Raw genomic sequence first — 25938 nt, forward strand, 5'->3', positions numbered from 1 at the left:
GGAGTGGATGACGCGCCGGCCTCCCCCTGCCATTCAGGCGCGGGGGAAGGTTCGCCCTCCGCGCCCATCGGTCATCACCAGCTGATCCGCAGGGCGCCGGTGGCACCGATGGTGGAATAGCCATCGCCGAGTTGCGCATCGAGGCCGGCGCTCAGCGTCAGGCCCGGGCCGGCCTTGAAACGCAGGCCCGCATGCAGGTCCAGCGCATCAGCAACCGTCGGGATTGCGCTGCCGGAAAAGGTGAAGCCCGGCAGTTCTGCGAAACTGCGCGTGACCTCTCGGCTGGGGCTGAAATCGTGCATCCAGGCGGCGCGCAGGAAGGGCGCATAGGTCCGCCCGTCGCTTGCCGTCCAGATGCCGTCCACCTGCACGCCGAGATAGGTGGGCAAGGCGGTGATGGTGTTGCCGCCATAGCTCAGCCCGGCGCCCAGCGATCCGAAGCTCTCCGCGCCCGTGCCCAGTCGCAGCCCGAGCGGCTGGAAGGCTGCAAACGGGGTGAGGGTGACGCCCGTGGCGCCCAGCGCAAAGCCGTAGCCCGCCTCCAGCCGGCCGCCCAGCATCCACCCGTCGAGGCCGGTATCCGTCGAAAGCGCCAGGCCGAGCCCATAGAGGTTGCGGTCGAAATTGGAGCTGCCATAGCCCGCAAGGGCAATCGCCGACACATAGGCCGGGCCGGCCTGGTAGATGCCGTAGAGGCTCAAGCTGCCGAAGCTGCTCACCGCCTGCGCCGAGGTGGTGTTCTCCTGCATCTGGGCGGTGGAGAAATTGACCGCAGCGCCGATCAGGGCCGGTGCGCTCGTCAGTTCCCCGTCAAGGCCGACGATGGCGCCGGTCATGGTGCCGGACAAACCGCCTCCGGTGGAGAGGCTGGCCATGGGCGCGGCCCAGAAGTAGCGTCCGGTTCCGCCGGCCGCCTCGGTTCCGCCGGTACCATCGGAGGTGGAGGCGCCGGGCGCGGTGGAGGGCGACCGCAGGCCGGTGCGCCAGAGATCCATCTGGGAGGTGATGCCAGAGATCGCCGCGGAGCCGGCATTGATCAGGGTGGTGGGCACCAGGGAGACGGCGCCGCCGCCCACGCTCTCATAGGCCTCGTCGAGCCCGGAGAGCGTCGGCACCTCCAGCAGGCGCGGCACGATGGCCTGGTACAATGGCGACGAGCCGCGGGCCTGGATCTCGCCGACCAGCGTGCCGACCACCGCGTGGTCTGCCGTCAGGCCGGCTGGCGCGAAACTGATGGTGGTGCCGAGGCTGAGCCCGCCCGCGCGCGGCGCGAGGGAGAAGTCGAGCATGGCGGTGTCGCCATAGGCCACGAGATTGTCGGTCTCAAGCGTGCCGCCCGCCGTGAGGATGGGGGTGTCGAAATGGCCGGGCTTGGCCAGGGACGGGGTATAGACCATGCCGCGCACGCCGCCCGACAGATGGGCATCGCCGGTGACATGGAAGTGGTCGGCCTGGCCGGTGATCTGGTCTGCCCGGACGGCGAGCACACCGGTCGACGTCTGGACCAGCGCCCCGTTCACGGTGGTGGTGCCCAGCGCGGTGGCGGCGCCGCGCAGCGTCCCTGCGTTGATGAGTTGCCCGGTGCCGCCCAGATCGAGCGCGGAGCCGGCCCAGAGCGTGCCGCCGATCTGGTTGGTCAGGCGGTTCGCGGCCCCCGGGGTCAAGGCGACAGTGCCGACCAGCGTGCCCCAATTGTCGATTTCGGCGAAGCCGGTGAGCGTGTGGATGGCGCGCCCCTCCGCCCCGTCCAGGGTGGAGAGGGTGCCGCGATTTTGAATGTGGGTCTCGCTGCCGTCGCTGGTGATGGCGCTGCCGCCCGCGCCGCCGATGAGGACGGCCCCTTCAGCCACGGTGATGATGGGATCGCCATTGCCCTGGGCATAGATGGCCGTTGCCCCCGCGCCGAGCGCGGACACCGAGCCGCCGGTCTGGATGTTCACCACCACCTTGCCTGAGGTTCCCGCGCTGCCGTTCACCGCCTGCATGGTGGTGCCGTTCATGACTAGGCCGCCGCCATTGCTCACCGATTGGGCGAAGATGCCATAGGCCCCGGTGCCGGTGGTGGAAATGGGCGCGTTGACCGTGACAGTGACGGCTCCGCCCATGCCGGTGGCGCCGGAGGGACCGCTCGTGGTGAGGGGCGTGTTGTTCGTCACCGCCACGCCGCCGCCGCCGCCGATGGACTGCGCCAGGATGCCCACCGCATTGGTCCCGCTGGTGCTGACCGGCGCGGCCACGTCCACGGAGACGCTCCCGCCATCTCCCGAGGCGCCCGAGCCCGCGAAGACCACGCTGGATGTGGGGCGACCAATGCCGCCGCCGCCGCCAATGGACTGCGCGATGATGCCAATCGCGGACGGGCCGGCGGTGATGACTTGGCTCGCGCTGGACACGCTGACGTTTCCGCCGTCGCCGCCGGAGCTCCCGCCGAGCACCAGAGTGTCACCCTTCATGGTGGCGATGCCGCCACCGCCGCCGATGGACTGCGCGACGATGCCATAGCCAGCATTGCCGGCGGTGGAGATGGTCCCGCCATTGGCGGCCGATACGGAGACCGTGGAGCCGTTGCCGCCGGCCGAACCGCCGAGCGTCACCCCGCCAGCGAAGGAAAGATCGGCCTGATTGGCTGTCGGCAGGCCCGCCATGCCGCCGCCGCCGCCGATGGATTGGGCGACCATGCCCATGGCGAGATTGCCGCTGGTGGCAACGTTGGTGCTGACGTTCAGCGTCACCGCGCCGCCGTCGCCGCTCGCGCCGCTGATGCCGCCGCTGGCGCCCAGCACGGTGGTATTTTGGGTGCTGACCGAGGTGGTGCCGTCGCCGATCACCAGCATGCCCGCGAAGCCGCCGCCGCCAGCGATGGACTGGGCGACCACGCCATGGGATTCCGCGCCTGCGGTGGTCACCGACCTGTAGATGTCCACGCTCACCAGCCCGGCATTGGCGGACATACCGTCGGTCGCGCCAGCGCTTGTTCCGCCGAGGGTCAGGGTCACGGTCCGGCTGGCCAGGGTGCCGGTCACCGCGGCCACGCCGGTCGCAAGTCCGCCGCCTCCGGCAATGGATTGGGCCAGGACCGCCGGAGCAAAGTCAGCCATGGTGGAGGTGGTGACCCAGTCTTCGACGCTGACCGCGCCGCCCGCCCCGCCATGGCCTCCGCCCAAGAGGAGGGCGGCGCCATAGGCGGCGCTGCCGGTCCCATTGGCCGTCGACGCCATGGTGACGCTGCTGCCGGCGGCCCCGCCGCCCCCGCCGATGGACTGCGCCAGCAGCGCGATGGCGCCTGCGCCCGAGGTGGCAACCGCCGCGTCATTGGTCAACACGCTGACAGTCCCGCCCGCCCCGCCGCCCCCGCCGAGCGTGACATCCATGGTGACGGTGCCCGCGCCGGTGGCGCCGGCATTGCTCACGCCGGCCATGCCGCCGCCGCCGCCAACGGATTGCGCCACAAGGCCGTGCGCATTCACGCCCGTGGTGACAAGGTTCGGGCCGCCATCCGGGCTTTCGCTGAAACTCGCGGAGACCCCGCCGCCATTGCCGCCGACGAAGCCGCCGGCCCCGAGGGCCAGGGTTGCCGCCACCGGCCCCAGGGCCGCGCTGGTGCTGGTGGCCACTGAGGCGATGCCACCGCCCCCGCCCACCGACTGGACCACCATGCCTGCGGCATTGGCGCCCACCGTCGCGAGGCTGGCGAGCATGGTCGCCGAGGCGTTGCCGCCATCGCCTCCTCCGCCGGCGCCCCCCAAGGCCAGCGTCGTCGTCACGCTTCCGTTGGACCCGCTGGAAAAGGCGGAGCCGGCCACGCCACCGCCGCCGCCCACCGATTGCGCGAGGATGCCGTTGGCTCCGGCGCCGGTGGTGGTCACATTGCCCGAGGCGGTGGCGGAGACGAGACCCGCGTTCAATTGGCTGCCGCCCGAGGCCCCCAGGGCCATCTGAACGGAGGCATCTCCGCTGGTGGCCGTGGTCGAGCTGACGTCCCCGGTCAGGCCGCCGCCGCCGCCGACGGACTGCGCCAGCAGGCCATGCGCCAGGGCGCCCGCGGTGGAAATGGCGCCGCTCTGGGTGACCGTGACCCCATTGCCCGTGCCCTGCGTGGCGGATGAGGTGCCGAGCGTGAAGCTCACCAGATAGGCGGCATTGGCGGTGTTGGTCGTGCCGGAGCCGCTGATGCCGCCGCCGCCCCCTACGGACTGGGCGATCATGCCCGCCGCCTGCGCGCCCCATGTGGTGATGGGCGTCGCCGACACGACCGTCACGCGCCCGCCTGAGCCGCCCGTGCCCGACGCGCCCTGAGCAATGGCGAGGCCAATGCCGGCATCGGTGATGACGCTGTTCCCGACGGTGGACGAATAGGTTTGGCCGCCCGTGCCGGTGACATATTGATAGGTATTGGCCGTCGAGGTGACGAAGGAGCCCGCAGAGCCGCCGCCCCCGCCCACGGATTGCGCGACCACGCCGTAGGACTGGGCACCGGACGTCCAGATGCCCGGCGTCACGCCGAAGGCGTCCACCCCTGCCGTCACATTCACCGTCACGGCGCCGCCGTCGCCGCCGCCGGTGCCCGAGCCGCCGAGCCCCAGGGCGAGGGATGCGGTGGTCACTCCGCCCAGGGAGGAGGCGGCATTGCCGCCATTGCCGCCGCCGCCGCCGATGGACTGGGCGAGGATGGCCGCTGAATTGTTGCCCAAGGTCACCAGCGTGCCCTGCGTGTCCAGGTCGACAGCGCCGCCGGGGGCCGCGCTGCCCCCGTCGCCGCCGAGGGACATGGAGGTGCTGAATTCGTTGGCGGACGAATGATATCGCGTAGAGCCGCCATTGCCGCCGCCGCCGCCCACCGACTGGGCGACCATGGCCGGGGAATTGTCGGGGTCTTCCACCGCCGCGGCCGTGCCGCTGGTCAGCGGCGTCCCGGTCACGATCACCGCATCATTGGTGACGCTCACCGCCCCGCCGGACCCGGCGCCGCCGCCAGAGCCGCCCATACTGAGCGCCAACGCATCGCCGGTGGACTCGATGTAGCTCTGCGATCCCTTGCCTTTCTTGTCGTCGAAGGTCACACCGGATGAGGACGCAACGCCTGCGAGCTGACCGGAAAGGTTCAGGGCCAGCGCCGTATAGGCTTGGGACTGGGTGGTGGAGAGGGTCACCTTGATGGGGGTGATGGTCGATACGCTGCTTGAGCCGCCATTGCCGCCACCGCCGCCCACTGACTGCGCGAAGATGCCTGGGGCCGAGGCGCCGAGGGTGTTGATGTAGGAATAGAAGCTGTCTCCGCCCGACACCACGGTGACCGCGCCACCGCCACCGCCATTTCCCCCGGTGCCACCGATCGCTATGGCCGCGACGCCCCGCTGGCGCGAGGATTCGCTATTGGAGTTGCCGCCCTTCACGGTGCTGAAGGCCGAGCCGCCATTGCCGCCGCCGCCGCCCACCGATTGAGCGATGATGCCGGCCGACTGGGTGCCCAGCGTCTGGATGTCGCCGGCAGAATGCACATAGACCGAGCCGCCATCGCCGCCATCGCCGCCCGACCCGCCAATGGTCAGCGACGCCCCATAGGTCTTGCCCTCCGCTTTTCCGACGCCGTTGCCGCCATTGCCGCCGCCGCCGCCCACCGACTGGGCGAACACCGCCGGTGACATTTCGCCCGACGTCTGGATGGCCATGGCATTGATGGTGACCGCATTGCCATCGCCGCCAGCGCCCGCAGTGCCGCCGATGGAGAGCGAGGCGGCCGTGACATTCTTGGACTTGCTGGTGCTCTGTGTGGGCGTCGCGCCGATATAGCTGGAGGCGATCCAATAGGCATAGTCTTGCGCAGCTTCGGTCCCGGCCGACCCCGCCGCCGTGAAAACGGTCTGGGCAGCGGCGCTGGTCAGCAGGCTGTTGGCATCGGTCGTGCTGGTCCCGCCGTTGCCGCCACCGCCGCCGATGGATTGGGCGATGATACCGGGGGAATAGTCGCCGTAGGTGATGGCGGGATTGGCCTGGTCCACTTCCACGGTGCCCGCACTGCCGCCGCCGGCGCCGTCCCCGCCGATGGCGATCCGTGCCGTGTAATTCGACGTATATTTCTTGTACTGGCTATAAGCCTCCGAAGCGCCGCCATTGCCGCCGCCGCCGCCCACCGACTGGGCGACGATTGCCGCTGACTGATCGCCATAGGTGGTGATGCCGCCCGTGGTCGTTCCCAGGGTGAAGGCGACAAGAACCGCGCCACCGTTCCCACCCGTGCCGCCCGAGCCGCCAATGGCGAGGGACAAGGACACTTCGTTCGCCGTGGACATGGAATCCGCGGAGCCGCCATTGCCGCCCGAGCCGCCGATCGATTGGGCGAGGATGCCGGGCGCAAGAGAGGTCAGGGTGGTGCTGGCCGAGGTGGGCGCGGTGCCGGTCTGGATATAGCCATTGCCGGCGGCGGTCGGCGCCACCGTTACCGTCACGTTGCCGGCGTTCCCGCCCGACGCACCGGTGCCGCCCAGGGTGAGCGACATGGAATAGCCGGAGGCGCTGGGCGTGTAGGCGGAATCTGGAATCCCCACGCTGGAGAGGCTTTCCGCACGACTCTGGCCGCCATTGCCGCCCGCCCCGCCGACGGACTGCGCGACGATGCCGGCGGAGAGCAGGCCTTGCGTGAAGATGTTGCTGCTTGTGGTCACGCTGACACTCCCGGCATTCTGCCCGGAGCCGCCATTGCCGCCCAAGGCGGCGGCATCGCCGATGCTCATGGAGCCGCCATCACCCACGCCATAAGCCCCGGCGAGCGCAAAGCCGCCTGAACCGCCGGAGCCGCCAATGGACTGGGCGAGCACGCCGATGGACTGGTCCTGCGCGGTGGTGATCACCCCGTTGAGGGTGACCGAGACGGTGTTGGATGCCCCGCCGGTCCCGCCGCCCCCGCCGACGGCAAAGCTGGTCGCCGTCTGCATGCCCAGCGTCGCGCCGGCGCTGAAACCGCCGGTGCCGCCATTGCCGCCAATGGATTGCACGACCACGCCGGGCGACAGCAGGCCATCGGTGGTCACAGGCCCGGAGACCGCAACCGTGCTGGCACCGGTGACCCTCCCGCCGGCGCCGCCATTGCCGCCGACGGCAAGCGAGAGGGCCGCGTCATCGCCCACCTGCGCCGCCACGTCCCAGCCGCCATTGCCGCCCGCCCCGCCGATGGCCTGGGCGAGCACACCGGGAGACTGGTCGCCGGCCGTGCTGACCGCGGCCGCGATCACGCCGATGCCATAGGAATCGCCGCCGGCGCCGCCGCCGGCGCCGATGCTGACGGACGCGGCCGTCCCTTTGGCCAGGCCGCCGGCCAGGGCGACGCCGCCATTGCCGCCCGCCCCGCCGATGCTCTGGTTGATGATGCCGGCTGAAAGGGCGCCGGCGGTGGTGATCGACCCGTAAGAATAGGCATAGGCGAACCCACTGGTTCCGCCCGCCCCGGCGCCGCCGCCGAGCGCCAGCGAAAGGCTGCCGCTCGCCATGGACCCGCTGATCGCGAACCCCCCGTTGCCACCCGAGCCGCCGAGCGCCTGCGCCACCACACCCGGTGCATTGCCCGCCGTGCCCGCCGCCGAGGTGATGGCGCCATAACTGATAACGCCCACCTCGTTGCCGACAGAGCCTGCGCCCCCACCTCCGCCAATGGCGAGGCTCGCGCCATTGGAATCGGAGATGTTGCCGGCAATGGCGAAGCCGCCCGCACCACCGCCGCCGCCGACGGACTGGGCCAGCAGCACGGGCGCCCCACCGCCATGGGCGGCAAGCTGACCATAATTATAGACGTTGACGGTGCCTGCGACGCCGCCCCCGCCGCCCGTGCCGCCAATGGACACCGCCGCGCCCGACGTGAGCGACACGTCGGTGTCCACCGAGTATCCGCCCACGCCGCCGCCGCCGCCGATGGACTGGGCGATCAGCGCGCTGGCCCCATAGCCATAGGTGGTGATGTTCGCTGCGCCATAGGCCGCGTTCACCGCGCTGTTCTCGTTGTAGACAAGGACCGGGGCGCCCGTGCCGCCCGACCCGCCGGAGCCGCCGATGGCCAGGCTCACCGAATAATCTTCTCCGCCGGCCGTGGCGGCGATGGACTGACCGCCGGAGCCGCCACCGCCGCCGATGGATTGCGCCACCAGGCCATGCGCGCGCTGGCCATAGGTGGTGATGACGCCACCGGGATTGTCGGCGACCACATATCCGCCGTATCCCCCCGTGCCACCGGATCCGCCGATGGCCAGCCCGATCGTGCCGCCGCTGGACAAGCTGCCGCTGATCGCCGCGCCCGCCGCGCCACCACCGCCACCGATGGACTGGCCCATGATGCCGGCCGAATCATCGCCATAGGTGAGGATTTGCACCCCGTTGGTGCCGGCATAGACCTGCCCGGCCGGCCCGCCGGTGCCCCCCGATCCGCCGTTGGAGGCGCCGATCGCCATGTTGAACTCACCGAAGGCCGAAGCGGACAGGCTCACCGCATAGCCGCCATTGCCGCCGCCACCGCCGATGGATTGCAGGAGAATGCCCGGCGAGCTGGAGCCGAGGGTGGTGATGGTGGTCGATGGAAACGGGCCGCCAATGGTGGGATCGGCAAAGGTCAGCGAGGAGCAGGCGTTGTTGGTGTAGGCATGGCCCGTATAGGTGTTGCAATTGGTGCCCACCGCGCCGCCGGAGCCACCGGAGCCGCCGGAACCGCCCTGGCTGATGGATGTGGCGGCGCCGGCCACCGTCATGTTGAACGCCACCGCGCCGCCGGCATTGCCGCCGCCGCCACCGATGGATTGGGCGAGGATGGCGGCCGAATTGATCTCCGCCGTCGAGAGGGAGCCCACATTGCCCACCACCACCGCCTCGGCGCTGCCGCCACCGCCGCCGGCGCCGCCCAGCGCCAGCGCCGCCCCCGCGATGGCGGAGGCCGAGCCGGACAGGCCGAAGCCGCCATTGCCACCACCCCCGCCGAGCGATTGGGCGAGGATGGCATAGGCGCCGCCCGCCGTCGTTGCCGGCGCGGCGCTGCCGTTGCAGCTTCCCGTGCAGATATTGCCTTCATTGACCACCAGCACCTGGCCGCTGGTGCCGCCGCCGCCGCCGGTGCCGCCGATGGAGACGGCCAATCCGGGCGCGCCGCTGAAGGCCATGCCGCCGGCGCCGCCCGCACCGCCCACCGACTGCGCCACGATGCCGCTGGATGAGGCGCCCGTGGCTGTGATGTCGTCGTAATTGATGACTTCCACTTGCCCGGCATTGCCCGCCGGCCCGCCCGAGCCGCCGAGCGCGACGAGGCCCGCCGCCACGCCGGCATCGCCGCCGCCGCCACCCACGGACTGGGCAAAGACGCCATGGGCGCCGGCCGCCCATGTGGTGATCGTCGCCGTGTGCGATGTGTGGTTGGGTCCCAGCGTATTGATGCTGACGCCGGAGCTGTTTCCGCCATATCCGCCGCCGCCGCTGACCCCGCCGAACCAGCCGGAGGCGGAGCCGCCATTGCCGCCATTGCCGCCGATGCTCTGGACGAAGACGGCGGTGGTCGTGGCCGAGGAGACCGAGGCGTAATTCAGGAGCTGGACTTTTCCGCCCGTTCCGCCGGTGCCCGCCTTGCCGCCATTGCCGGAACTTAAGGAACTGTCCTCATTGCCGCCATTGCCGCCCTGGCCGCCGATGCTTTGCAGCCAGATGCCATAGGCGCCGGAGCCGGTCGCCGAGATCGGTTGGGCATTCTGGACCAGGACATTGCCCCCCGGTCCCCCGTTCCCACCATTGCCGCCGTTATAGCTGGTGGAGCCGGTATCGCCGCCATTGCCGCCCTTCCCGCCCTGGGAATAGGCGACGATGCCTGAAGTTGTGAAATAGTAAGCGGCAGACGGTGCGTTCGGGAAGACATAGCCGTTCGTCTGCAATCCAAGACTAATGTCGCCGCCGATGCCGCCGTTGCCGCCGCCCCGGCCCCCATAGGCACAACTGCCCGCAGACCCGCCGTTGCCGCCCTCTCCACCGACGGAGCTGAAATATCCGTAGGTGCCGTTATAGGTCGAGCCGGCACTGCCGCCATAGGGCCAGGCCCCACTGATATACTCTCCCGTATCGCCACCATATCCATCGGAGGGCTTATCGGCGCACAAGTCGCTGGAGCTTGCGTCCTTTCCGTCCTTGCCGCCGTCCGCAGTGAAGTGGAGGCTGGCATAAGGGCTTGCGACGGATGGCGTCTGCGCGGTCGCTTGGACGCTCAAGGCCCCCAGAGCCACAGAGGCCAGGAGCGCCGCTCGGAACGAAGCTAGAATGGTCCGTTCCAGACGCAAGCTATTGTTCATCATCATGTCCCGCCAATTGGATCAGGCTTGCGCAAAAATGACCCATGAAACTGTCATGACCATCCCGCAGGCGCGCTGAAACCTTTGAAAATCAGGCTATACGCAAATTGAAAACCAATGCGTTTCCCTGGATTATTTCCGCATAGGTATGACACTCTTACGTCAAGTGGGGGTGGGTACCCGTCTACAAATTGGCCAGGTGCGCAGGGATGGCGAGGGAGTGACCCATCGGCCCGCTCCCCCGAGACCCCAGGGGGCCGGGCGACCATCCGGTGCCCCGGCATGGCGAACCGTCGGCCGTGAAGGCGCGCGAGCGCCGGCATCGATTGGTCCTGCCAGGGTGGGGGAAAGGTGAGGACGGGAGGTGCAGGCGGGTGGAGATGCTCGCTCCAACGCTCCGCTCAAAAGCCGCTGCGAGATGCGCGCCGATGCCGACGCACCTCCCCGCTGTCTGGCCCCCTGGGCCGGTGACATAAGGATGTGTCATCCTGCTCCTCAGGGGAGCGCTTCAATGCCAACCTTTATCAACGACGGCCTTGCCTCCTGGCGCCGCAGCCATGCCTCGCTGCTGGCGGGGGCTATGGGCGACAGCCTCGGTGCCGACATCGAGTTTCTCTCCCTCGCGCAGATCCGGCGGCGCTTCCCCGAAGGACTGACGGTGCTGCCGCCCCATGACGGGATCACGGGCGCCGTAACAGACGACACGCAGATGACCCTGTTCACTGCGGAGGGCCTGATTCGGGCGGTGGTCAGGGGCACGCTGCGCGGCATCTGCCATCCGCCATCCGTGGTGCACCATGCGCTGCTGCGCTGGTATCGCACCCAGGGTGGCCAACCGGCGGTAGACACCGACGATGTGGGATTGGTTCGCGTTGAGCGGCTGCATGCCGTCCGAGCGCCCGGCAACACGTGCCTCCATGCGCTGCGAGAGGCGCGCGCGTTTGGGCAGCCAGCCCGGAACGCGAGCAAGGGCTGCGGCACGATCATGCGCGTCGCGCCGGTCGCTTTCATCGCACGCCCGGACGCGGTCTTTGATCTCGCCATGGAAACGTCGGCGCTCACCCATGGCCATCCCACCGGGCAGATCGCCGCCGCCGCCTGGGCGCTGCTGCTTTCCAACGTGATGGCGGGCGCGGCGCTGGAAGCGGCGGCTCGCGACCTTGCCCAGCGGTGTCTTGCCCTGGACGGCGGCACGGAAACCGCCGCCGCCATCCAGGCGGCCTTGAATGCCTCCCGCGATGGCAGGCCGGAGACTGTGGAAAGCCTTGGTGGCGGATGGGTCGCGGAGGAGGCGCTCTCTATCGCGCTTTATTGCAGCCTAGCGGCGGAGGATCTTGAGAGCGGATTGAGGATGGCCGTGATGCATGGCGGCGACAGCGACAGCACGGGGGCGATCGCCGGCAATATGTTCGGCCTGCTCTTTTCAGAACAGGTCTTCCAGCATCCCTGGTCACGCCAAGTGGAATGCGCCGACCTCATCGCCGACCTCGCCCGCGATCTTCATGATGCGCAGACGGGTGGGGAGGACTGGGCGGAATCGGTCTTCGCGCGGTATCCCGGCTGTTGAAAGAGCGGATAAAAAACGTAGAGCTGGTACACGCCCATGAGCGAATTCAATCGAATGACGGTGGTTGCCGGAGTGGAGGTAGTGAGCGCCTTCCATTCGCACGGCGATATGCAAGTATTGGAGACTCAATGGGGCATTGATGAGCAGTGCATTACCAGCAGCAAATCTGCTCGCATTGCGAGTTGGGCGAAGCTGGCCTGTGACGAAGAACGCACCGTGATGACTGAGAACGGCCAGGTCTCTCTTCCCCGAGCGATTATCGAAATCGCCATCACCGCTCCCGAAACATGCCGGGATTCTAATTCATGGAAGAAACTGGTTGCTGGCCTGCGGTTCGATGGCTTCGAGATCGTCGAAACGGAAATCAATGTTGCTGCCAAATATACTTGGCGGAAAAAAGCCGCCGAGAAAATTACACGACTTGTGCGTATGCTCCCGGGCGATATTCCTGGCGTCGATTTCCGCGAAGCTGAGAGCGAAGTTGTTGCCCTCTTAGACCGCAGCGGATTTGCCGTAGCCAAAGAGCATCTAAAATTAGCATTATCGGCTTTTCAGAGAGGCGAGTGGTCTCCGGCTAACGGAGAGTTGCGTAAGTTCTTTGAGAACTACCTGAGCGAGATTGCTGTCGCGCTTGGTTATGGGGGCGCCGATGACGCCAAGGCGCAACGAGATTTTCTGGGCAATCAGGTGCAGCCACCATTCTTGCTCGCTGATTACAACGAGTGGAATGTAAACAATCAAAAACCCCAATATGTGCAAGGGTTGATGAGCCGGATGCACCCGCATGGTGGGCATCCGGGGCTCTCCGAAGAGGAAGATGCGACCTTCCGGCTTCAGATAACGCTGATAACCGCCCGCCTTTTCCTTCGGCGGTTTAATCAAAGAAAGGCGGGTTGATATGGCCAGCGCTCATCCCCTCCGTCTCCGTCTCCTATCTGAGCAATGGCAGCTCCACCAAGGCGAACGCCCTGGGCATGCGGCCCATGCAGGAGCGCGCCTATGAGCGGCGGGGCGAGCAATATCTGCTCATCAAGTCGCCGCCGGCCTCCGGCAAGAGCCGCGCGCTCCTGTTCATCGCGCTGGACAAGCTGCACAATCAGGGCATCCGGCAGGCCATCATCGTGGTGCCGGAAAAGTCCATCGGCTCCAGCTTCCACGACGAGGCGCTGACCCGCCACGGCTTCTGGGCGGACTGGGTGGTGGCGCCCCGCTGGAACCTCTGCAACGCGCCGGGCGGCGATGGCGGCGGCAAGGTGAATGCGGTGGGCGACTTCCTCGCCAGAGACGACAAGGTGCTGGTCTGCACCCACGCCACCTTCCGCTTCGCCGTGGACGGCTTCGGCGTGGAGGCATTCGACGACCGGCTCGTCGCCATCGACGAATTCCACCACGTCTCCGCCAACCCGGACAACAAGCTCGGCCTGCATCTCGGCGCCTTCGTGGCGCGCGGCAAGGTGCATGTGGTGGCGATGACCGGCTCCTATTTCCGGGGCGACGCGGAAGCCGTCCTGAGCCCGCAGGACGAAGCCAAGTTCGATACGGTCACCTACACCTATTATGAGCAGCTCAACGGCTACGAGCATCTGAAATCGCTCGATATCGGCTATTTCTTCTATTCCGGCGACTATGCCGACGACATCCTGAAGGTTCTCGACCCCAGCGAGAAGACGATCGTCCACATCCCCTCGGTCAACTCGCGCGAAAGCACGAAGGACAAGATCAAGGAGGTGGAGCACATCGTGGAAGCGCTGGGCCAATGGCAGGGCACCGACCCGGCCACCGGCTTCCAGCTCGTGAAGCGGCCCGATGGCCGCGTGCTGCGCATCGCCGACCTCGCGGATGACGACGGCGCCAAGCGCGACCGCGTTTCCGCCGCGCTGAAGGACCCGGCGCAGAAGACCAATCGCGACCATGTGGACATCATCATCGCGCTGGGCATGGCCAAGGAAGGCTTCGACTGGATCTGGTGCGAGCATGCGCTCACCGTGGGCTATCGCTCCAGCCTGACCGATCTTCCCCCGAAAAAGTGGACGGGGTTAAGCCGCTCTGTGGGCCCATCGAACACTCCTGTGAAGCTCGCAAAAGCTAACATGGGTGTCCACCAAAACGGGGGAGGATCACTACGATAAGAACCTCTACCGCCAGCGCCACAAGGTCGAGAACCTGTTCGCCAAACTCAAGGACTGGAGGCGCATCGCCACTCGCTACAACCGATGCGCCCACACCTTCTTCTCCGCCATCTGCATCGCAGCAACCGTGATCTTCTGGCTCTTATCAATGAGTCCTGAGCATAGTTGAGCAGCAGAGAATGGTTTGATAGATTTCCTGTAATCTGATTATATTTCTATAGCCGATATTCGGCGAGGGAAAGTATGCAATACCCGGAGACAGGACGCAGCGATGTTAATAAAGTAAACGCAATATTGCAGAGCATTACTCTTGAAGTCTTTCTCCTCAAACGAGCGTTATTGATTCGAAAATACAGTCCGGATCAGCCACGCGTGCCGGCCGGAAAGCCAGATGGTGGTCGCTGGACGGGCGTTTCTGACTCAGCAGGGGCAGGATCTTCCCCGGCATCGCCGCGAATGAATCGCAGCCAACTTGCAGTCCGCCGCATGTCGCTCGCACATGTGCAATTCTGCGAGGACCAATATCGGCGCGATACATTTCATTGCAAGATTATTGGCCTGCGCAGTTGCCATGCTCAAGCCATGTTGCGCTACTCGAACTGTCTGTCCGGTCACCCCATCCCACCGCTCAACTACTGAGGTTGCATATGCTCATTATCTCGCATGAACTATTTCTTCGTACCGGGGATCATGAGGTCGTGATCGCTATCAAGATTTACAAGCCTGAAAAGCAAGGGAAGGTGTGGGCCTGTCGCTATGAAATCGGCTGGCCGGAGGGAGCGCGGGTGTTTTCAGCAGTCGGCCTTGACGCACTTCAGGCGCTGGTCTTGGCGCTTCAGATGATTGGTGCCGAGATTTACTCGAGCGCCTATCATCGAGAAGGGCGATTGCGTGCCTACGACAACGAAAAGGGCTACGGCTTTCCAGTGGCGGCTTCGTTGCGGGATCTCTTGGTTGGTGCCGACAAGCTCGCAATGTAGCTGCAACAATCGCCCGAAAATTGACTTGGTCAGACCAAGCGGAATTCCGGAAAGTACCGCATTCGAGCGCATCCCATCGCAGCGAAGCGAAAAGCTGAGAAATTGCCGGAGAGAGAGGAGGTCGATCTGGGCCAGACAATGCATTGAATTAAAACGCGATTATTAAAAATATATGCGATATTATACCCGGGATCATACCCGGGTTTTCACCCGGTTTTGTTTTCGGAATTCGAACCCGTCGGTGAAAAAATCCGATCCGGCAGGCGCGGCGCTTGTGGTAGAGAGCGCGCCCTCACACAGGAGAAGCTGCCTTCGCAACCGTACTTCGGAACGTATCACACCGACCTTTCATCATCTACGCCGCCCGTATCCGTAAGAGGCCAGGCTGGCGCATTGGAGCCTTGAGAGGAAAGATCGACGACGTCAGGCCCTGGCATGCCCTGGCTGGCGAGGTTGTCATCGAGGCGCGCCAACTCGGTAGGCCCATGGCCAAAGCCAATCCCTGCGTTGCTGAGCGGATCGCGCTTGAGCTGGGCTGGCACAAGAATCTCCGTACTGGGATGTGGCACCAGCGCCCCTCCTCTCTTCTGGGGGAGCCTTCCGGTCCAGAAGTCTGTGAAGCCTTGGCGGTGTCCTTTGCGCCCCCGGAATCCGGCTGGATCAAAGGAGTGGTTGCTGTCGCCCATCCCGGCATCATGGCAGATTTCTGGATCAGCAACTTCTGGGGTCCCGAGCCTCACATCGTGCCTTGGTTGGAGGAGGTCGCGCGTGGAGGATATCCGACGATCACCTTCGCTGAAGAGCAGCTGTGGAAAGAGTTCCAGGTGGAGCCCTGTGATCAACTTAAAGAGCTCGGATACCTGGAATATCCAGACCAGGAGTTTGTCCGGCTCGGCGTTGTCAGGCGGTGGCCAGACGCATCGCATCGGGAACTTGATGTCGTGCTTCCCAGGTTGGCGCTGGTTCGCTCCATCTACAGGGCCTGGCTCTCCTGCCACGATGGTGATCCGCGACGATTTCGCGAGGAGTGGACCATATTTGGTGAAAGCGACTTAGTCCCGGAGCGACCGTTTCGCAGATCGGAGTTCCTTGACCGCTGGAAAGAGACTGGCGGCCGCTATTCCGGTCTGCACGAGCGTGCCTCCATACGCTCGTGAGAAGACGAACTGCGCCCGTAGACGGAGCGGCGTCCAGCCCAGCCCCTGCTATTCCTCGCTGAAGAAATCCTCATCCAGCCGCTTGAATTCGACCGTGCGATAGCTGCGGACGCCGACGCCGTGCTCGATCATCAGCTCGGCCAGTTCCTGGCCATCGATGAGGATCACCCGCTGGGCTAGGTGCCGAACATAGTCGCGCGCCGGTTGGCTGAAGGTGGAGGTGGTGACGAAGACGCCCTTGGTGGCGCCGAGGCCGACGAGGCTGCCGACGAACCCATTCACATCCGGGCGACCAACGGGGTTGCCGGGCGCATAGCGCTTGGCCTGGACATAGATGCGATCGAGCCCAAGGCGGTCTTCGTTGACGATGCCGTCGACACCGCCATCACCCGAACGGCCGAGCTGGGCGGCGGCGTCCTTGTGGCTGCCGCCATAGCCCATGGCCACCAAGAGATCGACGATCAGTTGCTCGAAAAAGGCCGGACTGTTGGCGAGGATGCGCTGAAGCAGCTCGTCGCGCAGGACGGCTTGCAGGGCCGCGTGGGCGGCATCGATCTGTTCTTCCGGCGTCGTGCGGGGGGAGGCTGTGTCCGGCAGCGTGGTGATGGTGCCGTCCTGTTGGGCCGGCGTGCCCTCATTTCTGTAGAACTCGCGGAACTCCGGCTCCTGCATCAGGCGCGCCACGTCGATCCGCTCCGGCGCCGTTGCCAGCAAGGCCTTGCCCTTGGCGGTCGCCACAAACCTGCCGCGGGCAGGCGAGCCAATGAGCCCGGCCTTGCCCATGTAGAACTTTGCCCAATGGATGCGATTGTGCAGCACGCGCTGGCGGCCGCTTGGCAGAAGCTCCTCGCGCTCCTCCTGCGTCAGGCCCAGATCATCGGCGATGCGCTCCGCAACGTCGGCCACCCGTGTCTCGCTCTCGGCGGCGAGGCGCAGGACGGGAAGCATGAGGGTCTGGTAGTCGGGAATGGTCATCGGTCCCCCGCAGATGTCGCGGCCCATTCGAAGACCCGGTTCTGCTGGTCCTTCAGAAACGTTTCCTGGTCGGTGACCACGTAGCCCAGCGCGCGGGCCGCCTCGCAGAAGCCCTTGAGGGTCGAAGGCTCCATATGGCCGTGTTCCAGGTTCTGCTGGTTCACGACGATGGCGCTGAGCAGCGGCCAGCCCTTGCGATGCGCGAATTCGAGGAGATCCCCCAGGTGCTGGCCGGCCGCATAGCGCACCTTGGACCATTCCACTCCGCTTTCATCCGCAAGCTGCTTATACGACAGGAACCGGCGTTCCCTCGCGGCCTTCAGCACCGCGCGGAAGGTCTTGTCGAAATTAAGCCCGCTTCCCTTGCGGCGGGCCATCTCGGAGAGGAGGTCCAGATAATAGGCGTCGCCCACCTTGCCCTGGCGTTGATAATTCTCAATCAGGGTGGCCAGTTGCTTGTTGTCCCATTCGCTGACGGGTTTCATGCTGTGGTCATCCTCCCCGCGCCTTTCTTGAGCAACAGGCTGCGATGATAGGGGGGGGCTTCCCCAAAGAGAACGCGGTTTGCAGTCCACCCCGCAGGGCGCGCAGAGATACCCTCATGCCTTTGCGCGCCGCCCGCGCCGGGCCTTCGGTGCCGCCTCCCGTTCGGCGCGGATCCGAGCGAGCAGGCGGTCGGCGGGCTCGTCGGTCTCATCTTGCGGCACCAGTTCGCCGCGGAAGGCCTTGGTGAGGATCGCCTCCTCCAGCTTGCCCACCAGTTCCAGCGCGCGCTTCGCCTCTTTCGCCAACCGGTCAATCTTGGCGAAGGCGGATTCGATGCGGCGGACGATTTCGTCACGCAATTCAAAGTCCGCATACGGAATGGAAAGGGACAGGAGACTTTTCTGACCGATGTTTCGCATGGAAAGCTGATTGCCAGACGAAATGTTCATAAGGGCCTCACGCCCCATGGGCGATCGAAAATACCATAGTAGCCACGTGTCCACCGGCTCGCGGAACTCAAGTCTGAGGATTTTGTCGCTCAGGTACAGGTTGTCCGGTGTATCTGCCACGATGACCACAGCGCCTACCAAATCGATGGTGTTCGCTCGGGAAAACAGAAAATCCCCCGACTTTATGCGGGTGTCCTCTTCGGGGTCAAAATCTGACGGAAGCGTCTTCGACTGATCTGGGCGAAATTCCCCCCATGTTACCGCGCTCACCTTCACAACGCCTTTTTCATCGGAATGTGGCGGTCTTTCTTCGCAACGCAGGTTCTTTCCGGCTTTGATGCGAACCACAAGTTCACTCAACTCCTTGCGGCCCAACTCCCCGCTAAACGCCTTGCTGAGCATGGCCTGTTTGTAGCGGGAGACGAGGGTTTCGATGCGGGCGAGTTCGGTGCGGGCGCGGGCGGATTTCGCGTTCAGCGCATCCAGCTTGGCCACGATGCGCTTTTGCTCGGCCAAGGGGGGGAGGGGAAACGCAAAATCCTCAATCATCGACTTGGTAAGCGCCTGCCGTGTAGCACCGTAATTTTCGCGCGTTATGAATTCTTGCGCGACAGGGGATGCCAGGAAACCACGGACGTATCGCGGCAGAACGCCTTGAGCGAGGCGAATAATGCTGACGTGTTGATTGACCCTTGCACCGGCGTATGCATTTGGCGCAACCGCCACGCGTCCGATGGAGGCGCCCGTGATGTTGAGCAGAACATCCTCTGCCTCAACGATAACGTTATCCAGCTTTGCAGCCTGCCGTTCGTCCAGGAAAGCCAGACCTTCCGATCGAACTCCATCAAAGTGAACGTTGAGGGAGCGGACAAGCGGGATGCCTGAAGGCTTATATGATTGTTCACCTCCTGTTGGAGTGGCGCCGCTCCCGATTTTTGTCGTGATTTCCCCAAGCGTCGCCTCAACCCATCCCTTCGGCAGCCCACTCATTCCGCCGCCTCCACAAGCTCATCCCCCAGTTCCGCCATCAGCGCCTCGATCTCCAGCGTCGCGGCCTGCAGATGGCCGAGGATGGCGGCAGCGATATCGTCAAGTTCGATCAAGCCTTCTTCCGCCTCGTCCTCCGCCTCGCGCAGCCAGGAGAGGTCGAGATTGTCGCTGCGGGCGGCGATCTCGGCGCGGGTGAATTTGCGCCAGCGGCCGGCCTCGCCTTCATCTGGGCCGCGCTTCGCGCCATGGGGGCTCGTGCCGAAGGCCCGTTCAAAGCCTTCGAAATGGGCCGCCGTCAGCGGCGTGGTCTTGCCGAATTTGGGCATCTGGGCGCGCAGGTCGTAGATCCAGACGGCCTTGGTGTTGCCCGTCTCGGTCTTGGCCCGCGTCAGGAAAATGACGTTGGTCTTCACGCCCTGCGCATAGAAGATGCCGGTGGGCAGGCGCAGGATGGTGTGCAGGTCGCACCAGTCCATCATCATCCGGCGCAATTCCCGGCCGCGCCCATCCTCGAACAGCACATTGTCCGGCACCACGATGGCGGCGCGGCCACCGGGCTGCAGCGCGCGGATGCAATGTTCAACGAAGGGAAGCTGATAGGACGAGACGGTGGCGGTGACGGACAGGTCATCCCGCGTGGGCGCCCCGCCCGCCGGGCCGAAGGGCGGATTGGTGAGGATGAGGTTGGCCCGGCCCAGTGTCTTGCCCTTGTCGGAGAGCGTATCGCCGAGGTCCACATGGTCCCCGTCGATATTGTGCAGATAGAGATTCATCAGCAGCAGGCGCAGCGTGCCCGCCACGTTCTCCATGCCGTGAATGGCCTCGCGCTTCTGGAAGGCCTGTTCCTTCTCGCTCAGGTCGAAATAATCGCCCGTGTTGGCGCGCATGTAGCGGTCGGCGGCGATGAGGAAGCCGCCGGTGCCGGCGGCGGGATCCTGGATCACCTCGCCAGGCTGCGGCTGCATAAGGCGCACCAGAAGCTCGATGAGCACGCGGGGGGTGAAATATTGCCCCGCGCCGCGCTTGGTTTCCTCCGCGTTCTTCTGCAGCAGGCCTTCATAGAGATCGCCGAACTGGTCGCGCTCCTCGGAGAACCAGTCCAGCTCGTCGATGGCCGTGACCAGCGTGGTCAGGTTCTGCGGCTCGCGGATGATGGTTGAGGCGCTGTCGAAAATCTTCTGCACCATGTCCGGCAGCGGCCGGGCATCGGCATAGCGCTTGCGCTCCTCCGGCGTCGCGGTCTCGCCCGGCGGTCGCACCAGCGCATCCTCCTTGCCGATGCGCGTGCTGGTGGCGCCGAGGGTCACGAGGACGTTGCGATAATGCTCCAGCTTGGAGAGCCCGTTCGCCGCCACCAGATCCGCCCAGCGCATGCCCTTCGGCAAGGTGCCCGTCTCGCGGTTGCGCTCGGCCATCATCTTGAGGAACAAGAGGTAGGTCAGTTCGGTGACATATTGCTGGTAGGTGATGCCATCCTTGCGCAAGACCGTGCAGAGGCGCCAGAGTTTCTGGACGATGGCATTGGCGTTCATGGCATGAGTCTCTGAGGATCAGGGATCGTGACTGCGCTTGTAGCGGGCGCAGGGTGTTGGTCAATGTGCGGGGCGTCTCAGGCGGCCGGCGGTGCCCAGATGGCCTCGTTGAAGGCGTGCAGAACCTCATCGAGCGCGCCGTCAAATTCCTGCGAGATGCGCTGGAAGCCTCCCTTGTCGGCAAACGCGCCCTGGTCGAGCAAGGTGGGGTCGGCCACGGGCTTGTCCTTGAGCGCCCGGCCGATGCGGCGCAGCCATTCCTTCTGCTTCTGCGTCCAGGGCCGGGATGCCTCCATCTTGGCGATCGCCTTGTCCACGCGGGTGGCATAGGGCACCAGCGGATCGCCAAGGGCGGCCTGTCGGACGAAGCCGATGATATGGGCGGCGATGTCCGCATTGCGCGCGCGGCCATAGGCGGCCCGCAGCATGGCTTCGGAATAATTCTCTTCGTCCAGCAGCCCCGCCAGCTCCGACAATTCCTTGCGGGTGAGATCCCGCGGGCGTTGGGTCACGGCAATCAACGCCGGCACGCGGTTCATGTTCTCGCGCACGAAACGCTCGAAGCCGGTGATGTAGTCCTCCGGCGTCGTGTTCTTGCCGAAGATCTCCTCGATGCGGAGCAGCTCGTCCTCATGGTTGGAGATGACGACGCCATCATTCCTGTTGGCGCGCGCCGGGCGGCGCTCCAACAGGTCCACGGCGCGCGGATGGGCGGCGAGCCAGGCCTGGAGCTCGGCGCCGGAGCGGGTGGAGAGCCGCTGCAGGGCCATGTCCGGGCTTTCGCCGGTGTGACGCTCGAAGCTTTCGCGCGTCTCGGCATCCATGCGCTTCACCATCGCCCGCATGCGCACGACCACCTGGCCGGCGACCCAGCTCTTGTCCTCCTCCGTTTCTGCCTTCTGCAGATCGGTAACAAGCTGGCCCAGCGCGATGTCCGGCTTGACGACGACGGGGCGCATGTCCGTCATCTCCTGCAATTCGGCATAGAGATTGACGGCATCGAAGATGCGGAAATGCTCCTTGCCAATCTCCGGGCAAAGACGCGTGGCTCGGCCGATCATCTGGTCATAGAGGATGCGACTTTTCACCCGGCGGACGAAGACGAGATTGCAGATGGAGGGGATGTCCACCCCGGTGGTGAGCAGATCCACGGTGACGACATATTTCGGATAAGGGTCGTTCTTGAACTTGAGGATCAGGTCATCGGCCTTTTCGACGGTACCGGTGATCTTCATGACCATGCCGTGGGGCACAGCTTCCGCGCCGTACTCCTCCTTCAGTTCGTTCTCGAGCAGGCGCACGATGTCATCTGCATGGGTGTCGCGCGCCGCGAAGATCAGCGTCTTGCCCGGCTTGGACGGGGGGATCTCGGTGGCGATGGCCCGGCAGACAATGCGGTTGAAGGATTCTGAATAGACGCGTTTGTTGAAATCGGCGAGGTCGTAATCCAGCGAGACATCGTCGGGGAGCTCGAAGAGATCCACCTGGCCCGTTCGGCGATCGATGATCTCCACTTCCTCACCGCCATCGAAATGGATCCCGGCTTCAGACAGTGCAGTGGTGATGCGCTTCGGAGGCAGGTGATCGTTCAGATAGCCTTCGACCACCGCCTGTCGATAGCCATAATGGAAAACTGGATGGCCGAAGATCTCGCGGGTGTGCAGCGCGGGCGTCGCCGTGAGCGCCACCTTCACGGCATCAAAGTAGTCGAGGATCTGGCGGTAGGCGGACTGGTAGTCGTCGATGTTTCGGAAACCGATGTCGCTCTCGCGCAGCTCCGCATCCAGCGTGTAGCCACGATGGGCCTCGTCCACGATGATGCAGTCGAAGGTTCCCGGCGTCGGCCGCTTGGCAGGGTCCGGCTCGTTGAGGACGCGGGCGATGAGCGACTGGACGGTCGCGACCTGCACCTGATCCTCGTCCTCTGGCAGCTTCTGCTCCAGCCCCGCCACCTTATAGATCTGGGCGAAGTTGAGCATGCCCTCGATCTCGGTGGTTTCCAGGGCATCGCTCGTCTGCTTGCCGAGCGCCTTGCGATCGACGAGGAAGAGGATGCGGCGGAAGCGCTTGTGCTTCAGCAGGCGATACATCAGCGCGATAGCCGTGCGCGTCTTGCCGGTGCCGGTGGCCATGGACACGAGAATGTCCCGCTGCCCTGCAACCACGGCATCTTCGATCTCTGCGATCGCATCTTCCTGATAGGGGCGCATCTTGCCCTTGCCGAAGCCTTCCTCGGCGAGCCCTTCCGCCGCGGTGTCGACGTCCGTCGCCAGCTTCGCCAGAAGGTCCTTCGGTGAAAACCAACTGGTCATGGCAATGGCGTGGTTCGTCGCTCGCCGGACGTCGCGGTACCAGATCCCGGATTTCGTGAGCCACTGGCGCACATAAGGCCGTCCGTTGGTGGCGAAGACGAAAGGCACGCGGAACGGATCGTCCAAACCGTGCTTCCACGGGCCGTGCCGGTGGATATGGTCGTGCTCCAGCACAAGCTTGCGGGCATAGCGTTCGGCCTGATGGAGCGTTGATGGTACGTCAGCGCTCTCGCGCTTCGCCTCGATGACGCCGACACAGGTCAGACCGATGAAGAGGGCATAATCCGCACGGCCGCCCTCGGCGGGCCATTCGGCGATGGCCCGGTTGCGGTTCTCTTCGGGTCGCGCGCCCTTCTGGTAGGTCAGGTCATCACTGTCCGCCTCCCAGCCGGCCTCTCCAAGCTGGACATCGATCAGGCGGCGCGTCTGGCGTTCATCAAGCTCCAGCCGGCTTGCGGCGTGCTGGCCTGCCTGCCTGAACTGCATCTGCACCAGTTCAGGCTGGGCCTCGGCCGCCTTCTGCAGTTCGGCAAGCTTCCGCGCCAAGGCCGCTTGATTAGCCTCCGCCTCGACGGCCGTCCTTTCCCAGATCGCGCTATCTGCCGCCGCCTGCCTCGCCAGCTCCTCGGCGGCAGCCCGGGCCTTTGCCAGTTCATCGGCGGAAGCATGGGCGGCGGCTAGCTTTTCCGCCGCTTCCTGGGCCTCTGCCCTTAACGCGGCTAGCTCGGCCTGCGTGGCCTTATCGACTTCCGCAGATGCCCGTGGCGGGACAAAAGGACCTGGCTTGAAACCCGGATCACGCCCATAGGTGCGCCGATACCAAACGCCAAGAGCGCGGCAGAATTTGAGCGCGGACAGCGCCTCCGCAGGCGAACCGGCTAGGCTATGGGCGGCCGCGTTACCCCTTTTGCGCACGGCATGGAAAACGTCCGCGACCTCGCGCGGCACAATTTGCTGCGTCGTCAGGTGCCGTAGAAGATCGTTCGTTGTCTCCCGCGCGGTGGGGTCATAGACGCCTGCGCGCGCCGCGATCTCCTTGACCATATATTCGCCGAACTGACGGCTCTTGATCAGGGAGGTGTTGGCGTCCTCAGCAAAAAAGCGCTCGGCGAGAATTCCGAGGCGATGCAGCTCGGGGCTGATCTCCCGTAAATGGTCGAAGTTCACCGACAACGCTGCGCCCCGATCGTTCCTAGCGGAAGACAGTAGAGAATTGATCTGATCCCCGCAAACTGGATTGGAGTTAGATTTCATGCCTCTGCGACCCGAGGGTGCGGAGAGCCCATAATGCCTCAATCATGCGTTCAATGGGCTCTTCCGAACTGGATGCCGACGCCCTGGGGCCTATCGCTTGCCGCCTAGAGGATCGAAGCGGTGGCCAACCTCAGAGTGATGCGCAATAGGTCCGAATTCCGCGAAGGCCCATATGGGGCCCCTTATCGGTCATGGTTCTGAAATTCCGAGAGCAATACCTGCACGGGATTGGCTGATTTCTCTTGGTCTCGCGCATGTGTCGAGAACAATCCCAAGTGCCGCGCCAGTTTTTCGAGGGCGGAGAGCTTGTCCCAGATCTGCACCGCGATCTTGCGCTCGAGCGTTCCGTCGTCCGCCTCGCGCATCGTGATTTGCAGGGAGCGGATAGCTGCACGGTCATCGGGATCGAGCAGGTTTAAGGGTTTCAATTTCCCTTCTGCGTCAAAGAGCTGCCCGATATCCGCAAACGCGATGCGGGCCAGTTCCCGCAAGACGCGGATCGCTTCCACCCCCCGCTGCCTCCGCTCGGCGTTCCATCGCTTCGGCGATCGCCTGAGCGATGTAAGGTTTTGACAGGTTCTCGGCTCCCATCTGGCGCGCGGTTCGCCGGCTGTAACCTGCGCGGATGCGCTCGGCAGCGGGCGTCACCACTTCTTTCCCAAGAGATCCTTCAGCGCCACGTTGTCCAGCATGGCATCAGCGAGCATGCGCTTCAGCTTGGCATTCTCATCCTCCAGCGCCCGCAGCCGCTTGGCCTCGGACACCTCCATGCCGCCGAAGCTGGCCTTCCACTTGTAGATGCTGGCGTCGCTGACCCCGTGCTTGCGACACAGGTCCGAGACCGGCACCCCGGCCTCGTGCTCCTTCAGGATCCCGATGATCTGCTCCTCGGTGAAGCGGCTGCGCCTCATGTTCTGGTCCTCTCATTGGGCCAGAACGAACTTCAAGCTGGATTAGGTGGAAGGGGCAACGTCATGTCCACCGTCGAGAATGTCGCGAAAAACCTTCAGGACCCGCTGGCGATCAGCACCCGCAACCCCTTTCGCGGCGAACCGCGCAAAGAAGGTTGCTGCCGACTCACTTGCCCGCGCCCACTCGCAGATCTCAACCAGGGCTCGCCTTGTACTCTCGGTGATAGACCCTGTCGCCGCGCCCACACGATCGACATCCTCGCGGAAGTCCGGCTTTTCCACCGTCGCCCAAGCGCGCAAAACAATATCGCGGAAATCACCCCCTGCGGTGGCACCAACGGTAAGAGAGCGCTTGGTCTGCAAGCGCAGGCGAGCCTGCATGCCGTCGGTGCGAACGCCATCGACAACAAGATCGTCGAGCGGCTCACCCTGAGTCGTTTGCTGAACGGCTACCCGCGTAACGGTGAAATGCAGCAATCCAGGGCTGGATTGCTCGCCGAGCAACGCTACGAGATAGAATGCCGCAACTGCGTCTTCAAATGAGTATCCGGCCCCTCCCGCCAACTCCGGTGGTGCGGGTGCCGGTAACGTCATCGATGCGTTTGAGTCAGTCATAGGTCTTTTCATAGAACAAAATATGAACGATAACAAACGCAAGCATTCTGGATTCCCCTGGATTTCCCCAGGGGCAGCCATGGGATTCCAATATCAGCAAGAGTATTCGGCGCAGCAGTCCGATCTTTCAAGCGGTAGAGAAACTGATCGACCTTGCCTCAGCGCTTCCGGTTGGTTCGGAACCTCGCGAAATGGCGGATGTGGCCTGCTGCCGGTTTCGTGGACACCGAGATAAGGTGATCAACGGGACTGGAGAGCGGGAATGCAACGACGGAGG

At 64.9% G+C, this 25938-nt stretch carries 13 protein-coding genes and 3 pseudogenes; 8 read left to right on the forward strand and 8 right to left on the reverse strand.

Features of this window, described 5'->3' with window-relative positions:
- Nucleotides 1–74 precede the first annotated feature (74 nt).
- Nucleotides 75–10223 carry an autotransporter outer membrane beta-barrel domain-containing protein gene (locus tag ACT54L_RS24590; RefSeq protein ID WP_476088301.1) on the reverse strand — a complete coding sequence of 3383 codons (10149 nt, stop codon included), beginning with the start codon at nucleotides 10221–10223 and terminating at the stop codon, nucleotides 75–77.
- Nucleotides 10224–10722: 499 nt separating this feature from the next.
- Between ACT54L_RS24590 and ACT54L_RS24595 the strand changes: the two genes are divergently transcribed.
- The 7 genes and pseudogenes from ACT54L_RS24595 (at nucleotide 10723) to ACT54L_RS24625 (ending at nucleotide 16137) form a co-directional block, all read left to right on the forward strand.
- On the forward strand, nucleotides 10723–11871 hold the full coding sequence (locus ACT54L_RS24595) for an ADP-ribosylglycohydrolase family protein (RefSeq protein WP_476088302.1): 1149 nt from the start codon (nucleotides 10723–10725) through the stop codon (nucleotides 11869–11871).
- A 36-nt stretch (nucleotides 11872–11907) separates the two neighbouring features.
- A complete protein-coding gene (locus ACT54L_RS24600; protein ID WP_476088303.1) occupies nucleotides 11908–12768 on the forward strand; it encodes a hypothetical protein in 861 nt (286 codons plus the stop codon).
- Nucleotides 12768–13886: pseudogene (locus ACT54L_RS24605) on the forward strand (DEAD/DEAH box helicase); the annotation flags it as partial. The gene ACT54L_RS24600 and the pseudogene ACT54L_RS24605, both read left to right, overlap by 1 nt.
- A gap of 106 nt (nucleotides 13887–13992) precedes the next feature.
- A pseudogene (locus ACT54L_RS24610) lies at nucleotides 13993–14169 on the forward strand (transposase); the annotation flags it as partial.
- 74 nt (nucleotides 14170–14243) lie between these two features.
- Nucleotides 14244–14639: a hypothetical protein gene (locus tag ACT54L_RS24615; RefSeq protein ID WP_476088304.1), complete on the forward strand. Its 396-nt coding sequence runs from the start codon at nucleotides 14244–14246 to the stop codon at nucleotides 14637–14639.
- A gap of 8 nt (nucleotides 14640–14647) precedes the next feature.
- Nucleotides 14648–14980: a DUF6968 family protein gene (locus ACT54L_RS24620; protein ID WP_476088305.1), complete on the forward strand. Its 333-nt coding sequence runs from the start codon at nucleotides 14648–14650 to the stop codon at nucleotides 14978–14980.
- Nucleotides 14981–15465: 485 nt separating this feature from the next.
- The gene (locus tag ACT54L_RS24625) at nucleotides 15466–16137 is read left to right on the forward strand and encodes a hypothetical protein (protein WP_476088306.1); all 672 of its coding nucleotides are present in this window, start codon (nucleotides 15466–15468) and stop codon (nucleotides 16135–16137) included.
- A 48-nt stretch (nucleotides 16138–16185) separates the two neighbouring features.
- On the opposite strand, the gene ACT54L_RS24630 is transcribed toward ACT54L_RS24625, so the two are convergent.
- The 7 genes and pseudogenes from ACT54L_RS24630 to ACT54L_RS24660 all read right to left on the reverse strand — a co-directional run.
- On the reverse strand, nucleotides 16186–17112 hold the full coding sequence (locus ACT54L_RS24630; protein WP_476088307.1) for a restriction endonuclease: 927 nt from the start codon (nucleotides 17110–17112) through the stop codon (nucleotides 16186–16188).
- The gene (locus tag ACT54L_RS24635; RefSeq protein ID WP_476088308.1) at nucleotides 17109–17597 is read right to left on the reverse strand and encodes a hypothetical protein; all 489 of its coding nucleotides are present in this window, start codon (nucleotides 17595–17597) and stop codon (nucleotides 17109–17111) included. Before ACT54L_RS24635 ends, ACT54L_RS24630 begins: the two co-directional genes overlap by 4 nt.
- Before the next feature lie 114 nt (nucleotides 17598–17711).
- The gene (locus ACT54L_RS24640) at nucleotides 17712–19037 is read right to left on the reverse strand and encodes a restriction endonuclease subunit S (RefSeq protein WP_476088309.1); all 1326 of its coding nucleotides are present in this window, start codon (nucleotides 19035–19037) and stop codon (nucleotides 17712–17714) included.
- Nucleotides 19034–20569 carry a class I SAM-dependent DNA methyltransferase gene (locus tag ACT54L_RS24645; protein ID WP_476088310.1) on the reverse strand — a complete coding sequence of 512 codons (1536 nt, stop codon included), beginning with the start codon at nucleotides 20567–20569 and terminating at the stop codon, nucleotides 19034–19036. Before ACT54L_RS24645 ends, ACT54L_RS24640 begins: the two co-directional genes overlap by 4 nt.
- 77 nt (nucleotides 20570–20646) lie before the next feature.
- A complete protein-coding gene (hsdR, locus tag ACT54L_RS24650) occupies nucleotides 20647–24048 on the reverse strand; it encodes a type I restriction-modification system endonuclease (protein WP_476088311.1) in 3402 nt (1133 codons plus the stop codon).
- Between the two features lie 269 nt (nucleotides 24049–24317).
- Nucleotides 24318–24644 carry a terminase small subunit gene (locus tag ACT54L_RS24655; protein ID WP_476088312.1) on the reverse strand — a complete coding sequence of 109 codons (327 nt, stop codon included), beginning with the start codon at nucleotides 24642–24644 and terminating at the stop codon, nucleotides 24318–24320.
- Between the two features lie 58 nt (nucleotides 24645–24702).
- Nucleotides 24703–25046: pseudogene (locus tag ACT54L_RS24660) on the reverse strand (transposase); the annotation flags it as partial.
- A 63-nt stretch (nucleotides 25047–25109) separates the two neighbouring features.
- Here ACT54L_RS24660 and ACT54L_RS24665 point away from each other — a divergent pair.
- Entirely contained in the window at nucleotides 25110–25589 is a 480-nt protein-coding gene (locus tag ACT54L_RS24665; RefSeq protein ID WP_476088313.1) for a hypothetical protein, read from the forward strand.
- Nucleotides 25590–25938: the final 349 nt, after the last annotated feature.

This window comes from Aquabacter sp. DMC10 (assembly GCF_056314145.1).